19 protein-coding genes are annotated in these 21,374 nt (G+C 38.5%); 12 read left to right on the top strand and 7 right to left on the bottom strand.

The annotated features are described in order from the left end of the window. The first annotated feature begins 79 nt into the window (after window positions 1-79). The 3 genes from MT390_RS16260 to MT390_RS16270 are packed head-to-tail and all read left to right on the top strand — an operon-like array spanning window position 80 to window position 4,173. The gene (locus tag MT390_RS16260) at window positions 80-1,381 is read left to right on the top strand and encodes a cytochrome c (protein WP_499442137.1); all 1,302 of its coding nucleotides are present in this window, start codon (window positions 80-82) and stop codon (window positions 1,379-1,381) included. Between the two features lie 18 nt (window positions 1,382-1,399). After that, on the top strand, window positions 1,400-1,873 hold the full coding sequence (locus tag MT390_RS16265) for a (2Fe-2S)-binding protein (RefSeq protein ID WP_299665880.1): 474 nt from the start codon (window positions 1,400-1,402) through the stop codon (window positions 1,871-1,873). Continuing rightward, window positions 1,870-4,173 carry a xanthine dehydrogenase family protein molybdopterin-binding subunit gene (locus MT390_RS16270; RefSeq protein ID WP_499442138.1) on the top strand — a complete coding sequence of 768 codons (2,304 nt, stop codon included), beginning with the start codon at window positions 1,870-1,872 and terminating at the stop codon, window positions 4,171-4,173. Before MT390_RS16265 ends, MT390_RS16270 begins: the two co-directional genes overlap by 4 nt. A 117-nt stretch (window positions 4,174-4,290) precedes the next feature. Here MT390_RS16270 and MT390_RS16275 read toward each other — a convergent pair whose 3' ends face one another. From MT390_RS16275 to MT390_RS16290, 4 genes are all read right to left on the bottom strand, one after another. Continuing rightward, window positions 4,291-4,983, bottom strand: coding sequence for a nucleotidyltransferase family protein (locus MT390_RS16275; RefSeq protein ID WP_499442139.1), 693 nt, complete (start codon window positions 4,981-4,983; stop codon window positions 4,291-4,293). Between the two features lie 125 nt (window positions 4,984-5,108). Continuing rightward, entirely contained in the window at window positions 5,109-6,110 is a 1,002-nt protein-coding gene (locus MT390_RS16280) for an XdhC family protein (RefSeq protein ID WP_499442140.1), read from the bottom strand. Between the two features lie 266 nt (window positions 6,111-6,376). Next, the gene (locus MT390_RS16285) at window positions 6,377-6,949 is read right to left on the bottom strand and encodes an acyl-CoA thioesterase (RefSeq protein ID WP_205963123.1); all 573 of its coding nucleotides are present in this window, start codon (window positions 6,947-6,949) and stop codon (window positions 6,377-6,379) included. A 418-nt stretch (window positions 6,950-7,367) separates the two neighbouring features. Then, window positions 7,368-7,943: an acetate uptake transporter gene (locus MT390_RS16290; RefSeq protein WP_346774375.1), complete on the bottom strand. Its 576-nt coding sequence runs from the start codon at window positions 7,941-7,943 to the stop codon at window positions 7,368-7,370. Between the two features lie 290 nt (window positions 7,944-8,233). Here MT390_RS16290 and MT390_RS16295 point away from each other — a divergent pair, with 290 nt between their 5' ends. The 5 genes from MT390_RS16295 to MT390_RS16315 all read left to right on the top strand — a co-directional run bounded on the left by MT390_RS16295 (window position 8,234) and on the right by MT390_RS16315 (window position 11,946). Beyond that, window positions 8,234-9,001 carry an ABC transporter ATP-binding protein gene (locus MT390_RS16295; RefSeq protein WP_166373135.1) on the top strand — a complete coding sequence of 256 codons (768 nt, stop codon included), beginning with the start codon at window positions 8,234-8,236 and terminating at the stop codon, window positions 8,999-9,001. A 114-nt stretch (window positions 9,002-9,115) separates the two neighbouring features. After that, complete coding sequence (locus MT390_RS16300) at window positions 9,116-9,889, top strand: ABC transporter substrate-binding protein (RefSeq protein ID WP_166373136.1); 774 nt, start codon at window positions 9,116-9,118, stop codon at window positions 9,887-9,889. A gap of 145 nt (window positions 9,890-10,034) precedes the next feature. Further along, window positions 10,035-10,775: an ABC transporter permease gene (locus MT390_RS16305; protein ID WP_166373137.1), complete on the top strand. Its 741-nt coding sequence runs from the start codon at window positions 10,035-10,037 to the stop codon at window positions 10,773-10,775. 2 nt (window positions 10,776-10,777) lie between these two features. Then, window positions 10,778-11,449 carry an ABC transporter permease gene (locus MT390_RS16310; RefSeq protein ID WP_166373138.1) on the top strand — a complete coding sequence of 224 codons (672 nt, stop codon included), beginning with the start codon at window positions 10,778-10,780 and terminating at the stop codon, window positions 11,447-11,449. Window positions 11,450-11,730: 281 nt separating this feature from the next. Continuing rightward, a complete protein-coding gene (locus tag MT390_RS16315; RefSeq protein ID WP_499442201.1) occupies window positions 11,731-11,946 on the top strand; it encodes a TIGR02450 family Trp-rich protein in 216 nt (71 codons plus the stop codon). 136 nt (window positions 11,947-12,082) lie between these two features. Here MT390_RS16315 and MT390_RS16320 read toward each other — a convergent pair whose 3' ends face one another. Then, complete coding sequence (locus tag MT390_RS16320; RefSeq protein WP_499442141.1) at window positions 12,083-13,912, bottom strand: ABC transporter ATP-binding protein; 1,830 nt, start codon at window positions 13,910-13,912, stop codon at window positions 12,083-12,085. Between the two features lie 216 nt (window positions 13,913-14,128). On the opposite strand from MT390_RS16320, the gene MT390_RS16325 reads away from it, so the two are divergent. Next, on the top strand, window positions 14,129-15,163 hold the full coding sequence (locus MT390_RS16325) for an adenosine deaminase (RefSeq protein ID WP_499442143.1): 1,035 nt from the start codon (window positions 14,129-14,131) through the stop codon (window positions 15,161-15,163). A gap of 175 nt (window positions 15,164-15,338) precedes the next feature. Here the strand turns inward: MT390_RS16325 and MT390_RS16330 are convergent, their stop codons facing one another. Next, entirely contained in the window at window positions 15,339-15,794 is a 456-nt protein-coding gene (locus MT390_RS16330; protein ID WP_499442144.1) for an Lrp/AsnC family transcriptional regulator, read from the bottom strand. Between the two features lie 148 nt (window positions 15,795-15,942). On the opposite strand from MT390_RS16330, the gene MT390_RS16335 reads away from it, so the two are divergent. Both MT390_RS16335 and MT390_RS16340 read left to right on the top strand, forming a co-directional pair. After that, window positions 15,943-16,857: a DMT family transporter gene (locus MT390_RS16335; RefSeq protein ID WP_499442145.1), complete on the top strand. Its 915-nt coding sequence runs from the start codon at window positions 15,943-15,945 to the stop codon at window positions 16,855-16,857. A 21-nt stretch (window positions 16,858-16,878) separates the two neighbouring features. Then, complete coding sequence (locus MT390_RS16340; protein ID WP_499442147.1) at window positions 16,879-18,054, top strand: amino acid aminotransferase; 1,176 nt, start codon at window positions 16,879-16,881, stop codon at window positions 18,052-18,054. A gap of 143 nt (window positions 18,055-18,197) precedes the next feature. On the opposite strand, the gene MT390_RS16345 is transcribed toward MT390_RS16340, so the two are convergent. Next, a complete protein-coding gene (locus MT390_RS16345; RefSeq protein ID WP_499442148.1) occupies window positions 18,198-19,832 on the bottom strand; it encodes a DUF3943 domain-containing protein in 1,635 nt (544 codons plus the stop codon). Between the two features lie 287 nt (window positions 19,833-20,119). Here MT390_RS16345 and MT390_RS16350 point away from each other — a divergent pair, with 287 nt between their 5' ends. Further along, a complete protein-coding gene (locus MT390_RS16350; protein WP_499442149.1) occupies window positions 20,120-21,244 on the top strand; it encodes an acyltransferase in 1,125 nt (374 codons plus the stop codon). The last annotated feature ends 130 nt before the right edge of the window (window positions 21,245-21,374 follow it).

The following is a 21,374-nucleotide window of genomic DNA, read 5'->3' on the forward strand; positions in this document are numbered from 1 at the left end:
ACCTGTAATACGAAGTCAAACAGGGAGTGTTAGTTCACTCTCTGCCCCCCGAAATATTTTTTAAATAAGGCAATGTAATATGCTAAAACGTATTGTTTATGGCGTATCTGGCGCAGTAATTATTGGACTTGGTTTATTCAGCTTTTATGCTTGGAACCCCTCTATTGATCCAATAACCCCTCCAGTTAAGAGTGATTATTCCCCACAAGTTATTGAGCAAGGCAAAGTACTTGCAGCTGCCGGTTATTGCAGTACTTGTCATACACCCACAGGTGGTACACCTTACGCAGGTAACTACGAAATGCACACTGAGTTTGGTACGATTTATTCGAGTAATATCACGCCAGATGTTGAAACAGGTATTGGCAGTTGGTCAGAGGAAGCATTTAATCGTGCTATGCGTAGTGGTGTAAGCCGTGATGGACATCATTTATTACCAGCATTTCCTTTTGAGCACTTTAATAAAATGACAGATGAAGATATTCGCGCTATTTATGCTTATATCATGACCTCAGTGCCAGCAGTTAATCAAGTGAAAAAAGAAAATGGTATTCCATTCCCGCTTAATATTCGTTGGTTACAAGCTGGTTGGAAGTTGTTATTTGCCGATAGCGATGCATTTAAAGTCAATGAAAACAAATCAGAGCAATGGAATCGTGGCGCTTATTTAGCTGAAGGTATTGCACACTGTGGCGCATGTCATACGCCGCGTAATGCGCTTGGTGGTGAAAAATACGACCAAATGTATCAAGGTGCGGATATTGATGGTTGGATAGCTCCTTCATTAACGGCAACAAGTACTTCCCCGATCCCTTGGCGTGCGCAGGATTTTTATGAATACTTAACTACGGGTAACTCACCTTATCACGGTAGTGCTGCAGGTCCGATGGCACCGGTAATGCACAAAGGTTTATCTGCATTGCCAGAGCAGGATGTGCAAGCGATTAGTTTGTATTTTGCTGACCATAGCGGCGCTAATGAAAGTGATGATCCTGCTGCTAATGCTAATTTACAAACTGCTATTGCTGCGCAACATACCCAAACTGATCTTCGTATTGATGAAGGTGCTCGCTTATATGCAACGGCTTGCCAAGCTTGTCATTACAGCAGTGAAGAACTCGTTAAAGGTCGTCCATTATTAACACTAGGTTCAGCAACTCACCTTGAACAACCAACTAACTTGGTTAACGTAATATTAGATGGTGTGCGCAGCGATCAAGGTATAAGTGGTGTTGTGATGCCAGGGTTCCGTGATGCATTAAGCGATCAAGATATTAGTGCAATCGCAGCATATTTACGTCAATCGGCAGGTCAAGAGGCTTGGCCTGAATTGCAACAGAAAGTAACTGAAATCCGCAATCAACCTCGATTTGAGCAATAATTCACAGGAGAAGTGACAATGGCAAAATTTATTTTAAACGGCGAAGCAAAAACTGCCGATGTAGAAAGCGATACTCCTTTACTGTGGGTTATTCGTGACGAACTTAATATGACCGGTACTAAATTTGGTTGTGGTATTGGTACCTGTGGCGCTTGTACCGTCCATGTAGGTGGACGTGCGACACGTTCATGTATTACACCGGTTTCGTCGGTGGAAGGTGCTGAAATAACAACTATTGAAGGGTTGTCAGAAAAAGACGATCATCCTTTGCAAATTTCTTGGAAAAACTTACAAGTGCCTCAATGTGGTTACTGTCAATCAGGACAAATTATGCAGGCGGCTGCATTGTTGAAAGATATTCCAAAACCAACGGATAAAGATATCGATGCGGTGATGGGTGGTAACTTATGTCGTTGTATGACTTATGTACGTATCCGCAGTGCTATTCATGAAGCTGCAAATGCCATTGAAATTAAAGGAGTGCAATCATGAGTAGATTACCTAAACGTGGTTCACCGAGCATTACCCGCCGTGGTTTTTTAATTGGTATGACAGCGGTTGGTATCAGCTTTGGTTTTCCTCGTCATTTAATGGCGGCAATGGATCCTGAAAGTGCTGACGGTAAAGTGTTACCAAGTGAAGGCGAACTTTATGAGCCTTCATTGTGGTATTCAATTGATACTGCCGGCAAAATTAAAGTCAATATTATGCGCTCAGAAATGGGGCAGCACGTTGGTACTGCGATCGCGCGTATTTTAGCCGATGAACTAGAAGCCGACTGGGATGATGTTGAAATTATCCATGTTGATAGTGACCCACGTTGGGGTTACATGGTAACTGGTGGTAGTTGGTCTATTTCACAAAGTTGGCCAGTTTACCGTCAAGCTGGTGCCGCAGGTCGTACAGCGTTAATTGAAGCAGCAGCTAAAAAATGGGGGCTTTCAGCAAAAGATTGTGAAGCTAAAAACGGTAAAATAATTTCAAGTAAAGGTGAGCTTTCCTTTGGTGAATTAGTGTCCTTAGGTTTAACTCGTCAGTTTACCGAAGAAGAGTTAAAAACATTACCGCTTAAACCAAATCAAGATCTTAAGCTAGTAGGGCAACAAGTGACGTCGCTTGACGTAGCTAACAAAACCAATGGTAAAACTATCTATGGTATTGACGCTAAAGTCGATGGCATGGTGTATGCGAACCCTATATTACCCCCAACGCGTTATGGCGCTAAAGTTGTTTCATTTGATGACTCAGCAGCAAAAGCTGTCAAAGGTTACCAAAAAACAATCGTATTAGAAGATGCTAGTGGCAGCGTACCTGGTTGGTTAATGGTGATCGCTAGTAGTTTCATTGCAGCACAAAAAGCATCAAAATTAGTGAAAGTGACCTGGGATGCGGGTAAAACGGTTGATGTCTCTGAAGCAGATATCATCGCCCATGGTAAAACGTTACTTGATGATGCAAGTAAAGGCGGTATTTTAGATACGGGTAATGTAAAAACTGAGCCTGTTTTTGAGAGTGCCAGCAGTTCTATTGCTCATGAATATATCACTAGCACAGTATTACATGCACAAATGGAGCCTTTGAATGCGTTGGTATTTAAAAATCCGAATGGTGTGTGGGAAGTGCATTCAGGTTGTCAGTGGCAGTCGCTTACTTTGCCTGTATTAGCGACTGCATTGGGTGAAGATGCCGCAAATATTGTGATCCGTACCTATATGTTAGGTGGTGGTTTTGGGCGAAGACTGAATGGTGATTATACGATCCCTGCTGCGTTAACCTCTAAAGCATTAGGCGGTAAGCCAGTTAAAATGATATTGATGCGCCCGCAAGATATGTTATTTGATAGTGCGCGATCTGCTTCTGTTCAACAATTAAAAATGGCCTTTGACGATAACAAAGCGGTGACTGCCATGGAACATCACGCAACCGCAGGCTGGCCAACGCAGGAATTAGCACCTGGTTTTATGCCTAAAGGTATAAATGGCGAGGTTTATGATCCCTTTGCAATTGCAGGCGCAGATCATTGGTATAGCGTTGGCGCACAAAAAGTACGTGCTGTTTCAAATGACTTAGCAATGGCGACTTTTAGACCGGGCTGGTTGCGTTCAGTTGGGCCGGGCTGGACTGGTTGGGCGGTGGAAAGCTTTATGGATGAAGCCGCGCATCATGCCGGTAAAGATCCGTTGCAGTTCCGTTTGGATATGCTCATTGCTGAAGGGCGAAATGCAGGCAATAATGCGGTTTCTGAAGGTGGTGCTGCACGTCAAGCTGCGGTACTTAAAAAAGCTGCTGATATGATTGGTTGGGGCACTGAACAAGCTCAAGATACAGGACTTGGTATTGCTTCTACCTTTGGTCAAGAACGAGATATGCCTACTTGGGTTGCCTGTGCTGTTCAGGTCCACGTGGATAAAAGTAATGGTCTTGTCAATGTTCAAAAGTTAGTGATTGCCATTGATGCCGGTATTATTGTTGATCCAAATGGTGCGGAAGCGCAATGTCAGGGTGCTGCATTATGGGGATTATCAATGGCCCTATACGAAGGAACTGAGTTGCTTAATGGTCAGTACAAAGATACAAACTTTGATACTTATACGCCTTTACGTTTAGGCCAAACACCAGAAGTTCAGATTGAGTTTATTGCCAGTAAAATGCCACCATCGGGGCTAGGCGAGCCAGCTGTAACACCTGTTGCACCTGCAATCGCTAATGCAATCTATCAAGCTGTGGGGGTACGTTTACGTAAAATCCCAATGCGTCCGAGTGAATTAAAAAGTGCTTTAGCAAAAGCATAATTTATAGTTCACCATGTGATTTAAAAACCCGATTTTTCGGGTTTTTTTGTTTTGAACTGTTGGTGGTTATTTAAAGTTTTTATTTAAGTTAGTGACTGATTTAACTTAATGACTTATTTAAGTTAGTGATTGATTTAACTTGGATTCTTGCCATTTCAAAAGGTCATTTTGAGTGTCAATATCATTAATGGCACTGGGTAAATCTAAACAAGTTAATTGTTTATTGTGTGCTAATTGTTGTAATAAAGGTTTGGCACCTTTGTCGCCATTAAGCTGCGCTAAAGCTGAAAACTGATCGGCAGTAAATAGCGCTGGAACTCCTAACTGCGATTGGTATGAGGCACAAATACTGTGTTTTTTTAATATCCAAAGATCAGCTAACTTTACATAGTCGCTATAACTCACGCCAATATGGTCAGCAAGGGCTAATATTAAGCCGCTAGCATTCGTTGATATCGCATCTTTAACACCTACTTTAATAGACGTTGATAAACCCTGTTCACTTTGTTTATTGATTATAAAAACCGTCGATTTGGGCAGTAGTGCACTTAATTCCTTGTGGTGAGAGCCAAGTACAACAACCACTCGACTATTGATGTTGTTGGCGATTAAATAATCTGCCAAATAGTTTAATTTATCTAAACTATGCAGTAATAACGGCTGCTCGATTAAAGTGCTATGCGCATTAAAGTCAATAATCGGTTGGGCTAATTTAATCCCCTTGAATCGACTACTTTTACCTGCCGCCAATAACACTAAGGTTATGGTTTTTTGCGGGCCATTATTTATCGCTTCTATTATTTTATCCACAATACTCCACTACCTTGATTGATGAACTTTGCTTTATTACTGCTATTAAAGTAACCACAACACTTCACTGGATTTTATTGATTGAAGTTGATTCATTACTTTTAAATTCAGTAACAGTAATAGCATCAGTTTAGTAATTGAGTGCGTTGATGAAATACAGCATGGCACTCCGCTAATATACTTAATGCGATAGATTCCGGTAGTTCACCACCTATATTGAATCCCGCTGGAGCTGAAAAGAAGCCTTTGAAGTCATTTAAGCTAATATTGGCTTTATTAAAAACTTGGTCGCGTCGATGTAGGGGACCTAATAAAGCGATATAGGCTTGGTTACTTTGACTAATTAATTTGAGTGCTAATGCATCCAAGCTTAAATTGTGTTGCATGACGATGACGCCATCAATATCTAGCAAGTGTTTCGTTCCTAATGCAGAAATAGGTTGTTTAATAATGTTGGTATCAGGAAAGTGATGTTGATGTGCATAACTCGATCGCTCATCAAACACGGTTACTTTCCAGCCTAACTGTATCGCCATCTTTGCTAAAGGTTGCGCATCTAACCCTCCACCGAAAATAGCGAGATGGAACCTTGTTCGACAGGGGATTTGGAGTACTGTCACATCAGAAGTATCGTTAGCTTTACCGTATGTACTTTTACTGAAATCATAATCAGTTTTGTTGGTAATTGGTATTACGTTTGCTGAAATAGAGGCGGCTTGAGTGCCTGTTTTTACTAAGGGCAAGTGATATTCGCAATTAGTCGATGTTAATGTTTCCATTAATGTTGATAAATGCAGATAGTTATTTTCAGCAGTAACGGGGATTAATAATAAATCAACAATACCACCGCAACCTAGTTGATAGCTTGCATCTGATTCATCACTTGCATCATAGGTGATATTAATCGCTTGGTCTTGCTGAATAGCACGTTGAGCATGTCGCAGTAAGTCGCCTTCTAAACAACCACCGCTGACTAACCCGATACTTTTCCCTAAGGAGTGAAATAACATCATTGCACCGGTTTTACGATAAGAGGATCCTTGAATCTTGGTAATGACAGCCATAACCCATTTTTCATTTGGGAATCTGCTCCACTGTGCTAATAAATCTTCAATATGATGTGACATTTATTTCCTGTTTTATTTTTTCGTGCTCTGATTGCTAAAAATAGGGGCGACTGAAAAATGCTGAAGACAATTTTAAGCTTTAACGTTTTTATATCAAGGTTATTTAAAGAGAAGAGTCGGTATGTAAGCAATAGTTTTTTAAGTCATTTAAAGCGTTACTTATTTCGTACTGAGGTTATTTAAAAAGGTTAAACCTGGGTCTATTCAGATTGGAAGGATCCTGACCGCAGCTTTAACCTCTTTAGCCGTTAGCTTTAAGTTATTTTTTAACTTGCTAGTAATTGCTTCTGCTGAGAGCGTTCTTTGGCTTCTTTTCTCGCATCTGAACGTTTTTGTTTACGTTTTAGTGCAGCTGCAAAACGGTCTTTTTGTTTCTCTGTTTCACAAATGATCTGCGGAATTTGACGCGGTTTTCCTTCTGGATCTAAAGAAACAAAGGTCAGGTAAGCGGATGCAGTATGGCGAACTTCACCTGTTAATACTGATTCTGCTTCGATTCGAGCGCCAATTTCCATCGACGTTGAGCCAACAAAGTTAACACTGGTTTTAATTCTAAGAATATCACCTACATATACTGGAGAGTGGAAGTCTAGGCGATCCAAAGAAACAGTTACGGCATTACCGCCAGTATGGCGCATTCCTACCATACAAGCAGTGTTATCGACTAGCTTCATTATTGAGCCACCGTGAACATTGCCTGCGATATTGGCATCAACATCCATCATCTGCTGAACAACAGTTATAGTGCTGAATGCAACTGTTTTGGGTTCCATATTATCTTCGATATAAGCGTCTGTTGGTCTAACTTGTTTTCTATCAATGGTTTTTACAGCTTTCATTGTTTTTCCTGATTTAAGGCCAGTATTAAAAAATCCTACTTAGTTAACAAAAAATAACCAACTAGTAAGATCTGCGTCACATTTTTAAGCATTGTTCCAGTCTAAATGTTTTTCAATAGAATTGTTAATCATTTGTTGCAGAATTTTTGTAGTGGATTGAAAGAAAAAGAATTATGTAGAAAAAATAAGCTATGTAGAACAAAAGATAAGAAGAAGAGAGTTAGAAGGTGGAAGTTAATGTAAAGCAAGTTTTACTGATATGCCATTTATTAACCTAGGGCATGGAAGTGATCTCTTTATGCTATTAGCAGCTTTTATTAGGTATAAAAAAACCGAGCGATAATGGCTCGGTTTATTAAAATTAAATTTAAAGCTGTTGTCGTACTAAAGCGAGTGCTAACTTTAAAAGCAATCGTGCTTATCGTTCGCCAATAGGTAAAACGGTGCGACCATATTGCTCATTGATCACTTCTGCCATTGCTAAGTAGATTGCGCTTAAACCACAAACAATGCCTTCATAACCAGCAATACGCCCAATTAACTCAGAACCTGTGAAATCACGGATAGCTAATAGGAAGAATAAAACCGTTAAGCTACCAAAGATAAATTGTAAAACACGGTTACCACGTAAAGTGCCTACAAACATAAATGCAGTAAACATGCCCCACATTACTAAGTACCAAGCCATAAATGCATGTGGTGTTGCTTGTGTTACGCCTTCATTACCTAATTGAGGAAATAATAGAAGTGCGACTAAGCTGATCCAGAAAAAGCCGTATGATGTGAAAGCGGTTAATCCAAAAGTATTACCTTTTTTGAATTCTAAAATACCAGCGATGATCTGTGCAATACCACCGTAACATAAACCCATAGCAAGGATCATGGCACTGATTGGAAAGAAACCAGCATTGTGAATATTTAGTAAAACTGTAGTCATGCCAAAGCCCATTAGGCCTAATGGGGCAGGATTAGCGTAATTAATTGATTGTGACACTTCATGTACCTTTTTTGTATAATTTGTAAGAAATTGGGATCGCGCGCACGATAACATGCTCGACTTTTTTGTAAAGGAATATGTGAAAGTTTGGCCTAGCACTTGTTTTGCATCAATTTAACGGCGTTAATGCGTAGTTTTGAGATGTTTTTAGAAAATTAAAGGGAATTATTATATTGTACAACTTAAAAAATTGATGCAGAGTAAAGGTTTGCATTAATTTTATTAATTTATTCTCCAAAATAGGTACAATAAATAATGAATCCAACTATCAATAATGAATATTAGCAATGACAGCACCTACTCTCTCGATTAGAAACCTACATAAATCCTTCGCGGATAATCAAGTATTAAAAGGTATCGACTTAGAAGCTCATCAAGGTGATGTGATCTCTATTCTTGGTGCATCTGGCTCAGGGAAAAGTACTTTATTACGTTGTGTTAATTTACTTGAAACACCGACGTCAGGGGATATTTTGGTTAATGGTGAATTAATCAAAATGAAGATGGATAAAAAACGTGGTGCTATTCCTGCATCTATTAAACAAGTTGAACGTATTCGTAGTCGTTTAGCGATGGTTTTTCAAAGTTTTAATCTTTGGTCACATTTGTCGGTTCTTGAAAATGTCATCGAAGCCCCTGTACATGTACTCGGGGTGCCTAAAAAAGAAGCCATTGTAAAAGCAGAAGCTTTATTACAACGTGTTGGCTTATATGAACGTAAAGATTATTACCCAGGCCAGCTTTCTGGTGGACAACAACAACGTGTTGCTATTGCGCGGGCGTTAGCGGTTGAACCGGAAGTGATGTTATTTGATGAACCGACTTCCGCACTTGATCCTGAATTAGTCGGTGAAGTGTTAACCGTTATGCGTGATTTAGCCGAAGAAGGCCGCACCATGTTAGTGGTAACACATGAAATGGCTTTTGCACGAGACGTATCAAATAAAGTATTATTTTTACACCAAGGTTTAGTGGAAGAACAAGGTAAGCCTGAAGATATCTTTCAGAATCCTTCATCGGAACGTTTTAAGCAGTTTATCTCTACTGTTTATTAGATGAGACTGCTAAACGTTTAATTAAAATAAGTGCTTAATTAAAGCGGTTAATGTTATAAATCAATTTAGTAAAAATTTTTAAAACAGCTATCTATCATAATATAAGGAAATACAATGAAAAAAATCAGCCTACTAATCGCATTATTTGCTTTTGCATTTAATTCGGCACAAGCAAAAGAATGGAAACAAATACGTATTGGTGTTGAAGGTGCATACCCTCCATTTAGTAAAACAGAAGAAGACGGCAGTGTTACTGGGTTTGATATCGATATCGCTAATGCGTTATGTGATGAATTGGGTGCAAAATGTACGTTAGTAAAACAAGATTGGGATGGTATTATTCCGGCGCTTAAAGCACGTAAATTTGATGCAATTATTGCGACAATGGATATTACTGAAGAGCGTTTGAAACAAGTGGCTTTCACTAATAAATACCAACATATTCCAGCACGTTTTACTGCTGTTAAAGGGGCTGCATTTGAAGCGACTGATGCGTTCATGAAAGGTAAAAACATTGGTGTTCAACGTGCAACAACAATGGATTTATACATCTCAGATAATTTCCCTTCTGCAAAAATTAAACGCTACGGTACCTTTGATGAAGCATACTTAGATTTAAAAGCGGGCCGCCTTAATTATGTTATCGCTGACTCTGCCTCTATCTCTGAAGGGTTATTAGCAAAAAAAGGTGGCGACAAGTTTGAGTTTGTTGGTCCTAAACTAAATGATCCTAAATGGTTTGGTCACGGTGCAGGTATTGCCGTTCGTAAACAAAACAAGGATTTAGTTGAGCAATTAAACAAAGCGATTGCTGCAATCCGCGCTAACGGTACTTATAAAACGATTCAAGATAAATACTTCTCTTTCGATGTATACGGTCAAGAATAAACGTTATCACGGTTAATTTTTTAACCTGAGCGTTAAAATAGAAAGGATGACGCACAACCTTTTATATGTTGTCTCATCCTTTTTTGTTATGCCAGTGCTATTAATTACGTATTAGTGGATTGGAATTAAATAAAAAGAAGTTTATATGTTTTCTTTATACGGTTACCAAGAAATATTTCTAGAAGGAGCATGGCTAACACTGCAAGTAGCCTTGTTATCTTTATTATTAGCTGTTTTCTTAGGGTTAATAGCAGCACTCGCTAAGCTGTCTCATTCTATTATATTAACCAGCATTGCGACGCTGTATACGACTATTATCCGTGGTATTCCGGATCTTATCTTAATGTTGATTATTTTTTTTGGTGGGCAAGTGTTAATTAATGACACCAGCTATAACCTTAACGAATGGTTTAACGAAGTAGCGACAAATTATTATCCTGACCACGAATGGACAGCATATTTACCTGACTATATTGATATTAGCCCTTATATTGCAGGTATTGTGACTATCGGTTTTATCTTTGGTGCGTATATGGCAGAAACCTTCCGCGGCGCTATTTTATCGGTAGAAAAAGGGCAGTTAGAAGCGGCAACAGCTTATGGCATGAATAAATATAAACGTTTTTCACGTGTGATGTTCCCTCAGATGATGCGCCATGCATTACCTGGCTTGGGTAACAACTGGTTAGTATTATTAAAAACAACGGCATTAGTATCGATCATCGGTTTACAAGATATGGTTAAAATTGCAGGAGATGCGTCTGGTTCTACTCAAAAACCTTTCACTTTCTATCTAGTGGTAGCGCTAATCTTCCTATTTTACACTGCTGTTTCTACCTCTGTCTTAAAATGGGCCGAGCGTAAATATAGTATACAAACGAGGTAAGTATGGATTTTTCAATCATTGTTAATGAATACCCGTTTTACTTACAAGGTTTGTGGACAACAACTTGGTTAGTGGCAGTCTCATTATTGATAGGCTTAGTGATTGCGATACCTGTTGGTATTTTACGTAGTCATTCAAACTGGTTCATTAAAGGGCCTATTTGGGCTTATATGTATTTTTTTCGTGGTTCGCCATTGTTGGTACAATTATTTTTGATCTATTACGGTGTTGCACAATTTGATGCGATACGTGAAAGTTGGATGTGGTATTACTTTCAAGAAGCTTGGTTTTGTGCATTACTCGCTTTTTCATTAAATACAGGGGCTTACACTGCTGAGATTGTACGTGGTGTGATAGGAACAATGCCGCTTGGTGAATTAGAAGCCGCTAAAGCTTATGGTATGAGTCGTTGGCAAACACTTAAGCGTATTACTTTACCTAATTCATTACGCCGTGCTTTACCAGCTTACAGTAACGAAATTATTTTTATGATACACGGCAGTGCGATTGCAGGTGTGGTGACGATTGTTGATATTACCGGTGCTGCTCGTGTTGTTAATGCTCGTTATTATGCGCCTTTTGAAGCTTATCTAGCAGCTGGTTTGTTATATATGTGCTTAACATTTTCTGTTATTTACTTATTTAAGCTGTGGGAAAAAAGCTATCAGCATTAATAATTAATAATGAAGGTCTAAAGGCTATTGTTTGTAATTAATAGCCTTTTTACTTTCTATCTATTTGTATTTCCTTGCCTGTTGTTTCTTCTCTTTTCCTGTGTTTTATTTTAAGCTCAATGAGATGCTATTTTTCATAGCAATTTTATTTATTGAATTTGTTTAACTTAATGTTTCTGGTTTAAATTTAGGTTTTTATTTAAGTTCAAGCTTTTTATCTAAATTTAAGTTGTGCCTAGTCGCAGCAATAGACTATTACCTTTACTGAGAAGGAGTTTCCCATTAATAAAATTAACCCGCAAAAATTGCTTAATAGTAAATGGACTGCCGTTAAACCACTCAACAAAGAAAAGCACTTTCTGATCACTGATGTTGATTTTGACGAGCAGGGCAATGTTGTTTTTTGTTTATTAGAAGCGATTATTTCTCATCGTGAAACAGAAATTAGTTGGCGTGATCTACAAAATTCAGAATGTTGGTTACAGGGCTGGAAGTAACTGAAAGCGATATGTAGTGGTAAAGTATACCCGTTATCAATCGAGGTGCATTTTGACTGATAACGGGGTAAAACGAGCCGTCTTTAATTGGCTATATGTGCGTTAATTCTGTTGCTTATGTTAATTAATAACGTGATTAATCACACCCTAAAAATCCACCCGTCTGGTGTGCCCATAGTTGTGCATAAACGCCTTTTTGTTCAATTAACTGTTGATGACTACCTTGTTCAATAATCTGTCCTTTATCTAATACAATGAGGCGATCCATCGCGGCGATAGTTGATAGACGATGTGCAATCGCAATAACCGTTTTACCTTGCATTAGCTCATATAAACTTTCTTGTATCGCGGCTTCCACTTCGGAATCTAATGCAGAGGTCGCTTCATCCAATACTAGAATAGGGGCATCTTTTAATAATACGCGTGAGATAGCAATACGTTGGCGTTGACCGCCTGACAATTTCACTCCTCGTTCACCGACTTGTGCATCGTAACCAGTATTGCCTTCACTATCCGTTAAGGTAGAGATAAATTCATGCGCCTGTGCTTGCTTAGTCGCTTTTAATAACTCTTCTTCAGTTGCATCGGGGCGACCATAAAGAATGTTTTCGCGAATAGAGCGATGTAATAAAGATGTATCCTGTGTCACCAAACCGATTTGTAAGCGTAAACTTTCTTGCTGAACATCTTTAATATCTTGACCATCGATAATAATCTGACCTTTTTCAACATCATAAAAGCGTAACAATAGATTCACTAATGTTGACTTACCCGAGCCTGAACGGCCTACAAGTCCTATTTTTTCGCCAGGTTTGATATTTAGGTCCAGGTTTTCAATGACACCTTTACTCTCACCATAATGAAAACTCATCTGTTTAAAGTAGAGATTACCTTCACTCACCACTAATGGTTTCGCGTCTTTTTTGTCTTCAATAATATTAGGCTTCGCTAAGGTATTCATGCCGTCAGTCACTGTGCCTATATTTTCAAATAAAGCACTAAACTCCCACATGATCCACTGTGACATACCGTTTAAACGTAATGCTAAACTGATCGCGATGGCGATAGCACCCACTGAAATAGCGCTTTGCATCCATAGTGAGATAGACAAAGCCGTGATAGCAAAGGCTAATACATAGTTAGAGATTTGCACGCTGACATTGATGCCCGTCGCCAAACGCATTTGGCGATAAACTGTATCTAAAAATCCTTTCATTCCTTGTTTGGCATAAGCCGATTCAGAGTCCGTATGCGCAAATAGTTTTACTGTTGATATATTGGTGTAACTATCAACAATTCGCCCCGTCATGGTTGAGCGGGCATCTGCTTGCTCTGTTGCTACTTTTCTTAGGCGCGGAATAAAGTAATACTGTATACAGATATATATAACCATCCATACCAACATTGGAATCGCCAACCGGTAATCGGCTTTTGCAATCATCACCACCATGGAAATAAAGTACACTAAAACATAAACCATCACGTTTAGTAGCTTCATTACGGTTTCACGTACGGCCAGCGCTGTTTGCATTACTTTAGTGGCTATTCGTCCGGCAAAATCATCTTGATAGAAAGACACGCTTTGCTTTAACAAATAGCGATGTGCAAACCAACGGATCGACATCGGATAATTGCCTAACAAAACTTGATGTACGATCAAAGAATGTATAATAGTTAAGACAGGAATTAATACTAAAACCATTAAGGACATAAACAATAATTTTTGCCCTTCATCTACTAATAACGTCTCTGGATTTTTAGTGATTAACCAGTCGACGAGTTGTCCCATGAACCCAAATAAAGACACTTCCAATATAGCTAAAATAGCTGTTAGTAAGGTCATAAAGAAAAGTGCCGTTTTATAACCCTTTGTATAGTGCATGCAAAAGGCAACGAGTGTATTTGGCGGCTGGGTTGGTTCTTGATCGTTTAGCGCAGGCACCAAACTTTCAAAAAATTTATACATGATAATTCCTTAAGTGTTGCAAAGTTTCTTATTAGTCTTTTAAAGTAAATCTTGGAGGGATGTTCGTTGCAACGATGATAATGGTTAAGTTATACAAAACAAGCATTAATTACTGTAATGAATTTTTATCTATTTATTACAAGAATATAAGCTGCTTTAGTTTTTTATGTTGAAAAGTTCGCTATGCTTAACAGGTATCTAAACAAAGAGAAGATTATGCTACATTCAAAATTACCCTCAGAACATTGCTCTAACCCATTAAGTTGGTTATCTCAATTGCCAAAAGTTGAGTTACATTTACATTTAGAAGGTAGCTTAGAGCCGCAGATGTTGTTCGACTTAGCCGTGCGCAATCATATTAAGTTGCCCTATGAAAATGTCAGCGCGGTAAAAAAAGCATTCCAATTTACCAAGCTTCAAGATTTCTTGGATATCTATTATCAAGCTGCAAAAGTATTAGTCACTGAACAGGATTTCTATGATTTAACTTGGGCTTATTTACTGAAATGCAAAGAGCAGAATGTTTATCATGTTGAGCCTTTCTTTGATCCACAAACACACACTGAGCGTGGAATTGCTTTTAGTACCGTGATAACCGGAATAACGAGTGCGCTTGAAGATGCAGAAAAGCAACTAGGTATTAGTAGTGAATTGATCATGTGTTTTCTACGCCATTTAAGTGAGGAAGAGGCTTTTGCGACACTCACCTTGGCTGAACCCTATTTAGATAAAATTAAAGCGGTCGGGTTGGATAGTTCTGAGAAAGGGCACCCGCCTGAGAAATTTAGTCGTGTATTTGCTAAAGCGCGTCAATTAGGTTTACTAACGGTGGCTCATGCCGGTGAAGAAGGCCCCGCTGAATATATCTGGACGGCGATTAATGACCTTAAGGTGGCACGCGTTGACCATGGGGTGAATGCTATTCATGATCCTAAGTTGATTGATTACTTAAAAGAAAGCCAAATGCCATTAACGGTATGTCCATTATCGAATACAAAACTAAAAGTATTTGCAGATATGAGTGAACATACTATTTTAGATTTATTAAAGTTAGGGGTTTGTGTGACGGTTAATTCAGATGACCCTTCGTATTTCGGTGGTTACATGACAGAGAACTTTGAAGCATTAGCGACTTCGTTGAATATGAATCAAGATCAAGCCAGAAAGCTAGTAGAAAATAGCATTGAGGCTAGCTTTTGTAGTGATCATCGTAAGCAACAGTTATTTGCTTTATTACACCGCTATGTTTAATTTTTAAGGTGTCACGCTCATTCTTTTATTGTTGAGCGTTACTTTTAGGCGGCTTATTTGGCTTTAGTCACCTCAATTGCTGTTTTTTATCTTTTGCCGAACAACAGCATATTTACTTCATAAATAGCCTTTTCAGGCTATTTTGAACACCATTGCTAGGTTTGAACAAATAGGTTTAAACATAAATCGGTAAAGCCCGTTTGTCTGCTATCTTCCTTACTGCTAAATGTGTATGGATATCTTTAACACTTTTAATTCGATGTAACTTATTAGTGAAAGCTTCATAACCAGCCAAGTTCTTGCTAACCACCTCTAATAGATAATCGTAACGACCAGATACGATATGTGCATTAATCACTTCATCCATATCAAGCAGTGCAGATTCAAAGACTTCAATTGTCTCTTCCTGATGCCTATTTAGGCTTACTTCTACAAAAAAGGTCATGGTAATACCCACGTGATTTTTATTTAAGTTCGCTTGGTAATCTTCAATATAACCATCGTCTTCTAGGCGTTTTAAGCGTCGTGCACAGGGAGATGGCGATAAACCAATTCGATCCGCAAGATCTGCTGTTGATATACGTCCTTCATTTTGTAGTACAGCTAATATGTGACGATCTATTTTATCCATAACTTTCCTTGGTGTATTAAAGCGTGAATATAAATATATGCGCTTTAATCAGTTAATAATTAAGTTTTTAGAAGGTTGTTCGCCGAATAAGAGCTTTTATTTTAGTCAATAATACTACTTGAAACTCTAGTTGATAGGAAGTTATTGAATGAACAAGTTACAGCTGCGACAAGTAAATAAAGTCAATTACAGTGCTATGTCGCCATTAACTTATGGCTATTTAGCCATGCTAGTGGTGCTATTAATTTGGTCTGGTTTCTCATTGACGGTACGTAATATTGGCACATCTCCCCTTACTATCGCAGATGTTGCGTTGATTCGTTTCTCTGTACCATTAGTTTTATTAGCTCCCTGGTTTCTCAAGCATCTTACAGTGATTAAAAAAGTGAGAATATCAGACTTTTTGCTTATTTTATTAGGTGGAATACCTTTCCTCTTTTTAGCTTCCTTAGGCGCGAAAATAGTCCCTACTGCATACGTTGCAACGATACTTACCGGCACCCCTCCTTTTTTTGTGGCCATACTTTCTATGCTTTTTTATAAACAGGTTATTACTAAGCAACGGTTATTGATGCTTTCCCTGATATTAATAGGAGTGCTTATTATGGTTGCTGGATTAGCGGAACAATTATCGCTAGAAATATTCACTGGTATTGGATTTTTATTGTGTGCTAGTTTGCTATGGTCCACTTATACTCTAGGGCTTAAACGAGCTGGTTTGAGTGCGCTTACCGTGGCCATTATTATTTCTTATTTTTCATTCTTTATTATGCTGTTTTTAGTCTTGTCTGGTACTGTAGCAAGTAATTGGGGCTCTTTCTCACTGCAACAGGCGATGCCATTTTTATTAGTGCAAGGTATTGGTGTTGGCATCGTTGCAACTATTGGTTTTTCCTATGCAGTGAGTCAATTGGGGTCGGCTAAGTCATCTATAATAGGTGCTTTGTCGCCCGGTATAACCTCGTTGTTAGCGGTACCTATTTTTGATGAGCCTTTATCAATTGCTATTTTTTGTGGTATTAGCCTGACCATAACAGGTGTTATTTTATCAAATCGTGTTTAATTTTATTTAAGGTATTCAATTATGTTAGAAAACTTACCTACCGTTCAAGGTGATCCCCTGTGGGCATTGTTACATCAATTTAATGCAGACCAACGAGATCACAAGATAGATATGCTGGTGGGCGTTTATCGCGATGAAACAGGCAAAACACCTGTTATGCAGCAAGTACAAAAAGCTGAAGTTAAACTAGCAACAGCTGCACAATCAAAATCTTATAAAATGTTGTCTGGTAACCTTGAGTTTAATGATCATATAGCTAAGTTTGTATTAGGTGACAGTGCGCAATTTTCTGACCCATGTGCAATTCAAACCGTTGGTGGCTCTGGTGCATTAAGAGTGATTGCTGATTTTATAGCTGCTCTATCTCCTGATGCTGTGCTTTGGAATACCGACCCAGGTTATTTAAATCATCGTCCTATTATGGAAGGTGCAGGTTTAACGGTTAAACCCTTTCGCTGGCAGCATAAAGGGGGACTATTAGACATAGAAACTTGCTTTAAAGATTTAGAAAACGCTAAAGAAGGTGATATTTTATTATTACATGCGAGTTGTCATAATCCTTCAGGTGTGGACCCTTCATTAAAACAATGGCAACAATTTATTGATTTTTGTACAGCGAAAAAAATAATTCCTTTTATCGATATCGCTTACCAAGGTTTTGGCGATAGCCCTGAGCAAGATGCTGCGGGTTTAAGAATGTTTGTTGAACAGGTTGATCTGGTTTTAGTTGCAGCAAGTTGCTCAAAGAATATGGGGTTATACTGTGAACGTACAGGCGCAGCCATGGTGGTAGCAAAAGATCACTCTCAACATACAAAAATTCGTATGTTATTAGAACGTATCACCCGTATCAATTATTCTATGCCTCCTAACCATGGCTCTGCGATTGCATCGTTATTATTTTCAGATCCTAAACCTTGGTTAGTAGAGTTAACAGTGTGTAGAGAGCGTATTAATGATTTACGCAACGCATTAGGGAAATTATTAGCTGAAATGGGTGCACCTGACTCTTTTCAAGCAGTCACAAGGCAAAAAGGTATGTTTTCTTTATTACCTTTAACAGCAGAGCAGATGGACGTTCTACGTGATAAGTACGCAATATATGGCATGTTGAATGGAAGAATTAATATTGCTGGTTTAAAGCAAGAGCAAATTCAATATCTTGCTAGTGCATTAGTTGAAGTAAGCAAGGTTTAGTTTGATTTAACTCTGAGCGGTTAAATTAATATGATGATTTAAAAATCCCAGTGATAAACCTTATCATTGGGTTTTTTTATTAGTGGGCTTTGTCCTCTATTTGTCCTCTATTATGCGCTTTCTATCACTTTCTTTAGATAAAGTTACATTCTTTCCCCTGCACCAAATCGATACACGACTTTACCTATCAGTTGCTGATGGTGGCTCTCTTCATCGGTTGTATAATAATTAACGAGGTCAGCCTGTAATGCCCATTTTGCATTTAAACGATAATGAAGGCCGACGCCTGCGTTAAGTTGTAAATTATAACTGTCTTTATCTTCGTCCCAAATTTCTTCACCGATGCCTGCTGTAATGTAAGGGCGTAAATTAGAGTCCGTATTGAAATAATATTGACCATCAACACTAAAGGTTTCATAAGCGCTATATTGCTCGATGACTTCTTTTAATAGCTTAGAAGAAGAATAATTTAAACGCGTTGAAAAGCGTTTTGAGAAGTATAAACCTAAGGATATCTGCGCATATTTGTTATTTAACTGGCCTCGTTTTCGGTCAAAGTTTAGATAACCAGTCCCAACACTTAAACCAATAATGCCTACATCAACAGGGTCTTTTGCATTGGCAAATGAGTAACGCTCACCTAGCTTACGTTTACCGCTGATACCCGGTTGCGCTAAGCTATTGTCATCACCAAACAAGTAATTTATTTCAAACATGACTTGTTTGTCCGTTTGTAAACCGCCGGGCGTACTTTGCTCTGATATTTTGACATAACCTGTTCCGGCTTTGATTAAGTCTCTACCAAATAAGCGATTTACATTTCGACCTAAAGAGTCAACGGGATCTAATAAAAATAAAGCGGTATTACCTAAGTATTCACTGCCCCAAACGGTGCCGCCGCCAGCCCAAATCTCGCGCTCTGTATTAAAAGCCCACTCACCGTAAACCCATCCTAATACTGGCGTTACCACTAAATCTTGCATTGAAGGCGTTTCTGCAAACGCTTCAACACCATATTCCCAAAATACCGTAGACATTAATGCTGAGTATAAAAATGAATCCCACTGTCTATAGCCTGATTTACGTGCAGACTGGTAATAAACGCCGCCAAAATAAGGGTGCATAACATAATTTAAAATAGCATCATCACGGTCCCATACTGGGCCTTCTTTAACATTCTCTAGCCACTTTTCACCGATGCTTTGGTCGTTATCACTATCCCAATTTGTCACTGATTCAGGTAATGCGGCTAATACGCCGACTACGCCTAATCCATAATAAAAGATAGAAGTAGTTTGTGACCAAAGTCGCTCTCCATCTTCACCATGTTGTGGAGAAAATAAAGACACTTGATATGGGTTATCGTAAAAATCCTGTTCAACCTCAAACTGTTCCCAAGCAGAGTTAGTAAAAGCAGGTTGATAATCCGTTGGTTGATTATTGTGTATTGATATCGCGCTCAACTGTTGCTTCGCTTCTGAGTTTTGATCCAGGCTTCTTTCTAAGTGAGTTGTTAGGGTTTTATCTAAGGAAGAGCCTGAGTATTGTGGCACAGGTTGTAGATGATTTCTTTCAGCTAAAGGTAGTTTGCTTGAATGAAAGTCAATGTTGGGTAATGGCTGCACAGGGGGGAGCTTGCCCAGTGCCAAGGTGCTTGTATCATTAGTGTTATTTCTTGTCTCCTTTACATCACTATCTGAAGCGTTGAGATTGGGGCTTATGATTAAAAGTGGCAAAATAGAGAATGCTAAACAGCATGAAGGTTTAGTGAATATCATTGAAAATCCTTATCGATAAATTAGTTTCTATAAATAACCCTCTAGAGCAAAAACAAATGTTGTATATTAAGTGAATTCCATTCAATAAGTGACCGTAAGCAGGTCGATACTAATGTTAAAGTTGATAGTCATTATCAATTTTTTTAAGTTTTCTGTAATATTTATTCAGAATGCTTGTCCTATTGATATTAATAATATTGTACACCAAAACGGTATTATTCATGACAGTGATTAATTTCCCGCTAGTTCTATTAATAATATACAAGTAATAACATAAGGTGAATTATATGACGGCAGCACGCCAGTCCATTTTCTATATCGATTTCTTACGTTTCATTGCCGCGATCGCGGTTATTATGATCCATGTGCTTGGTCCTTTTCGTTATTTATACGGGGAAATTCCTGACAGCGATTGGTTAGCCGCCGCTGGACTTAATAGTATTACACGCTGGGCTGTTCCCGTGTTTATGATGATCAGTGGGGCACTGCTGTTATCTTCAAAAGCGCTATCCCCAAAAAAACTATCATCAAAAGCATTATCACAAGACCCATCACGATCAAAATCATTGCCGCAAGAAGCATCACAAGAATCTTTCAAATGGGGGCCTTACCTGATTAAGCGTGTCAGTAAAGTTGTTGTACCATTTATTGGGTGGACGATAATCTTTGCTCTAGTCAGCGGTTATATGGTTGACGGTGTTTTTACTGGGCAATGGTCGAGTAATATTACAATGGATACATTAGGAAGCTCATTAACAGAGCCTGTCTGGTACCACCTTTGGTTTTTTTACGACTTTATTCCACTGTATTTTGTGATCCCATTTTTATTACCTTTACTTAAACAAGCCTCGGCTGATCATATTAAATTAGCCTTATCATGCTGGGCTATTTTATTTTTAATGCATTGGTTAAAAATAGGGGACTTTTTACAGCAAAATCTTGTGTTATATAGTGGCTACCTTGTTTTAGGTTGGTATCTGTTTAATAGGGATAATCGTGAACACTTAAAATATTGGATAGCAGCCGGTAGTTTTATGCTTTTGCTCAACTTTTTTGGTTCTTGGTATGTTGCTACGGAAAAACAAGCGTACAGTTCATTATTCATGGGGTATAAAACACTTAATACTGCCATTATCGGAGGCATGTTATTTGTATTAGCACAAACTTATACGCATAAAATACAAGGGCGTTTACGCGCTTTAGTGACCCTTATTTCAACGTATAGTTTGGGCATTTACTTAGTTCACCCTTTAATATTGATCCCTATACGTGATTTAAATAATGGGTTTTATCAAGTGTTTCAAAGTAACTGGATAGCGATCCCAATACTTACTTTCTTGACCTTAGTTGGGTCATTATTATTAACTATGTTGTTAGTTAAGTTGCCATTTATTAGACGCTTAGTACCGTAATATTGCCGTAATCAAAAGCAGCGATTTTTCACCTGTTGATAAATCGCTGTATTGTCCTTCTTATACTACAATAAATACCTAAATAGAGAGGTGGGGGATACTTAAATTAATTTATTAACCTTACCTGTTA

This window comes from Vibrio sp. 2-Bac 85, assembly GCF_037546705.1.
Taxonomy (GTDB): Bacteria; Pseudomonadota; Gammaproteobacteria; order Enterobacterales; family Psychromonadaceae; genus Psychromonas.

Excerpts from the sequence above, each read along its gene's own strand:
- MT390_RS16335 (WP_499442145.1), top strand. The coding sequence starts at position 15,943 with ATGAACAAGTTACAGCTGCGACAAGTAAATAAAGTCAATTACAGTGCT.
- MT390_RS16265 (WP_299665880.1), top strand. The coding sequence starts at position 1,400 with ATGGCAAAATTTATTTTAAACGGCGAAGCAAAAACTGCCGATGTAGAA.
- MT390_RS16300 (WP_166373136.1), top strand. The coding sequence starts at position 9,116 with ATGAAAAAAATCAGCCTACTAATCGCATTATTTGCTTTTGCATTTAAT.
- MT390_RS16295 (WP_166373135.1), top strand. The coding sequence starts at position 8,234 with ATGACAGCACCTACTCTCTCGATTAGAAACCTACATAAATCCTTCGCG.
- MT390_RS16280 (WP_499442140.1), bottom strand. The coding sequence starts at position 6,110 with ATGTCACATCATATTGAAGATTTATTAGCACAGTGGAGCAGATTCCCA.
- MT390_RS16330 (WP_499442144.1), bottom strand. The coding sequence starts at position 15,794 with ATGGATAAAATAGATCGTCACATATTAGCTGTACTACAAAATGAAGGA.
- MT390_RS16325 (WP_499442143.1), top strand. The coding sequence starts at position 14,129 with ATGCTACATTCAAAATTACCCTCAGAACATTGCTCTAACCCATTAAGT.
- MT390_RS16320 (WP_499442141.1), bottom strand. The coding sequence starts at position 13,912 with ATGTATAAATTTTTTGAAAGTTTGGTGCCTGCGCTAAACGATCAAGAA.
- MT390_RS16345 (WP_499442148.1), bottom strand. The coding sequence starts at position 19,832 with ATGATATTCACTAAACCTTCATGCTGTTTAGCATTCTCTATTTTGCCA.
- MT390_RS16260 (WP_499442137.1), top strand. The coding sequence starts at position 80 with ATGCTAAAACGTATTGTTTATGGCGTATCTGGCGCAGTAATTATTGGA.
- MT390_RS16310 (WP_166373138.1), top strand. The coding sequence starts at position 10,778 with ATGGATTTTTCAATCATTGTTAATGAATACCCGTTTTACTTACAAGGT.
- MT390_RS16285 (WP_205963123.1), bottom strand. The coding sequence starts at position 6,949 with ATGAAAGCTGTAAAAACCATTGATAGAAAACAAGTTAGACCAACAGAC.
- MT390_RS16350 (WP_499442149.1), top strand. The coding sequence starts at position 20,120 with ATGACGGCAGCACGCCAGTCCATTTTCTATATCGATTTCTTACGTTTC.
- MT390_RS16340 (WP_499442147.1), top strand. The coding sequence starts at position 16,879 with ATGTTAGAAAACTTACCTACCGTTCAAGGTGATCCCCTGTGGGCATTG.
- MT390_RS16270 (WP_499442138.1), top strand. The coding sequence starts at position 1,870 with ATGAGTAGATTACCTAAACGTGGTTCACCGAGCATTACCCGCCGTGGT.
- MT390_RS16305 (WP_166373137.1), top strand. The coding sequence starts at position 10,035 with ATGTTTTCTTTATACGGTTACCAAGAAATATTTCTAGAAGGAGCATGG.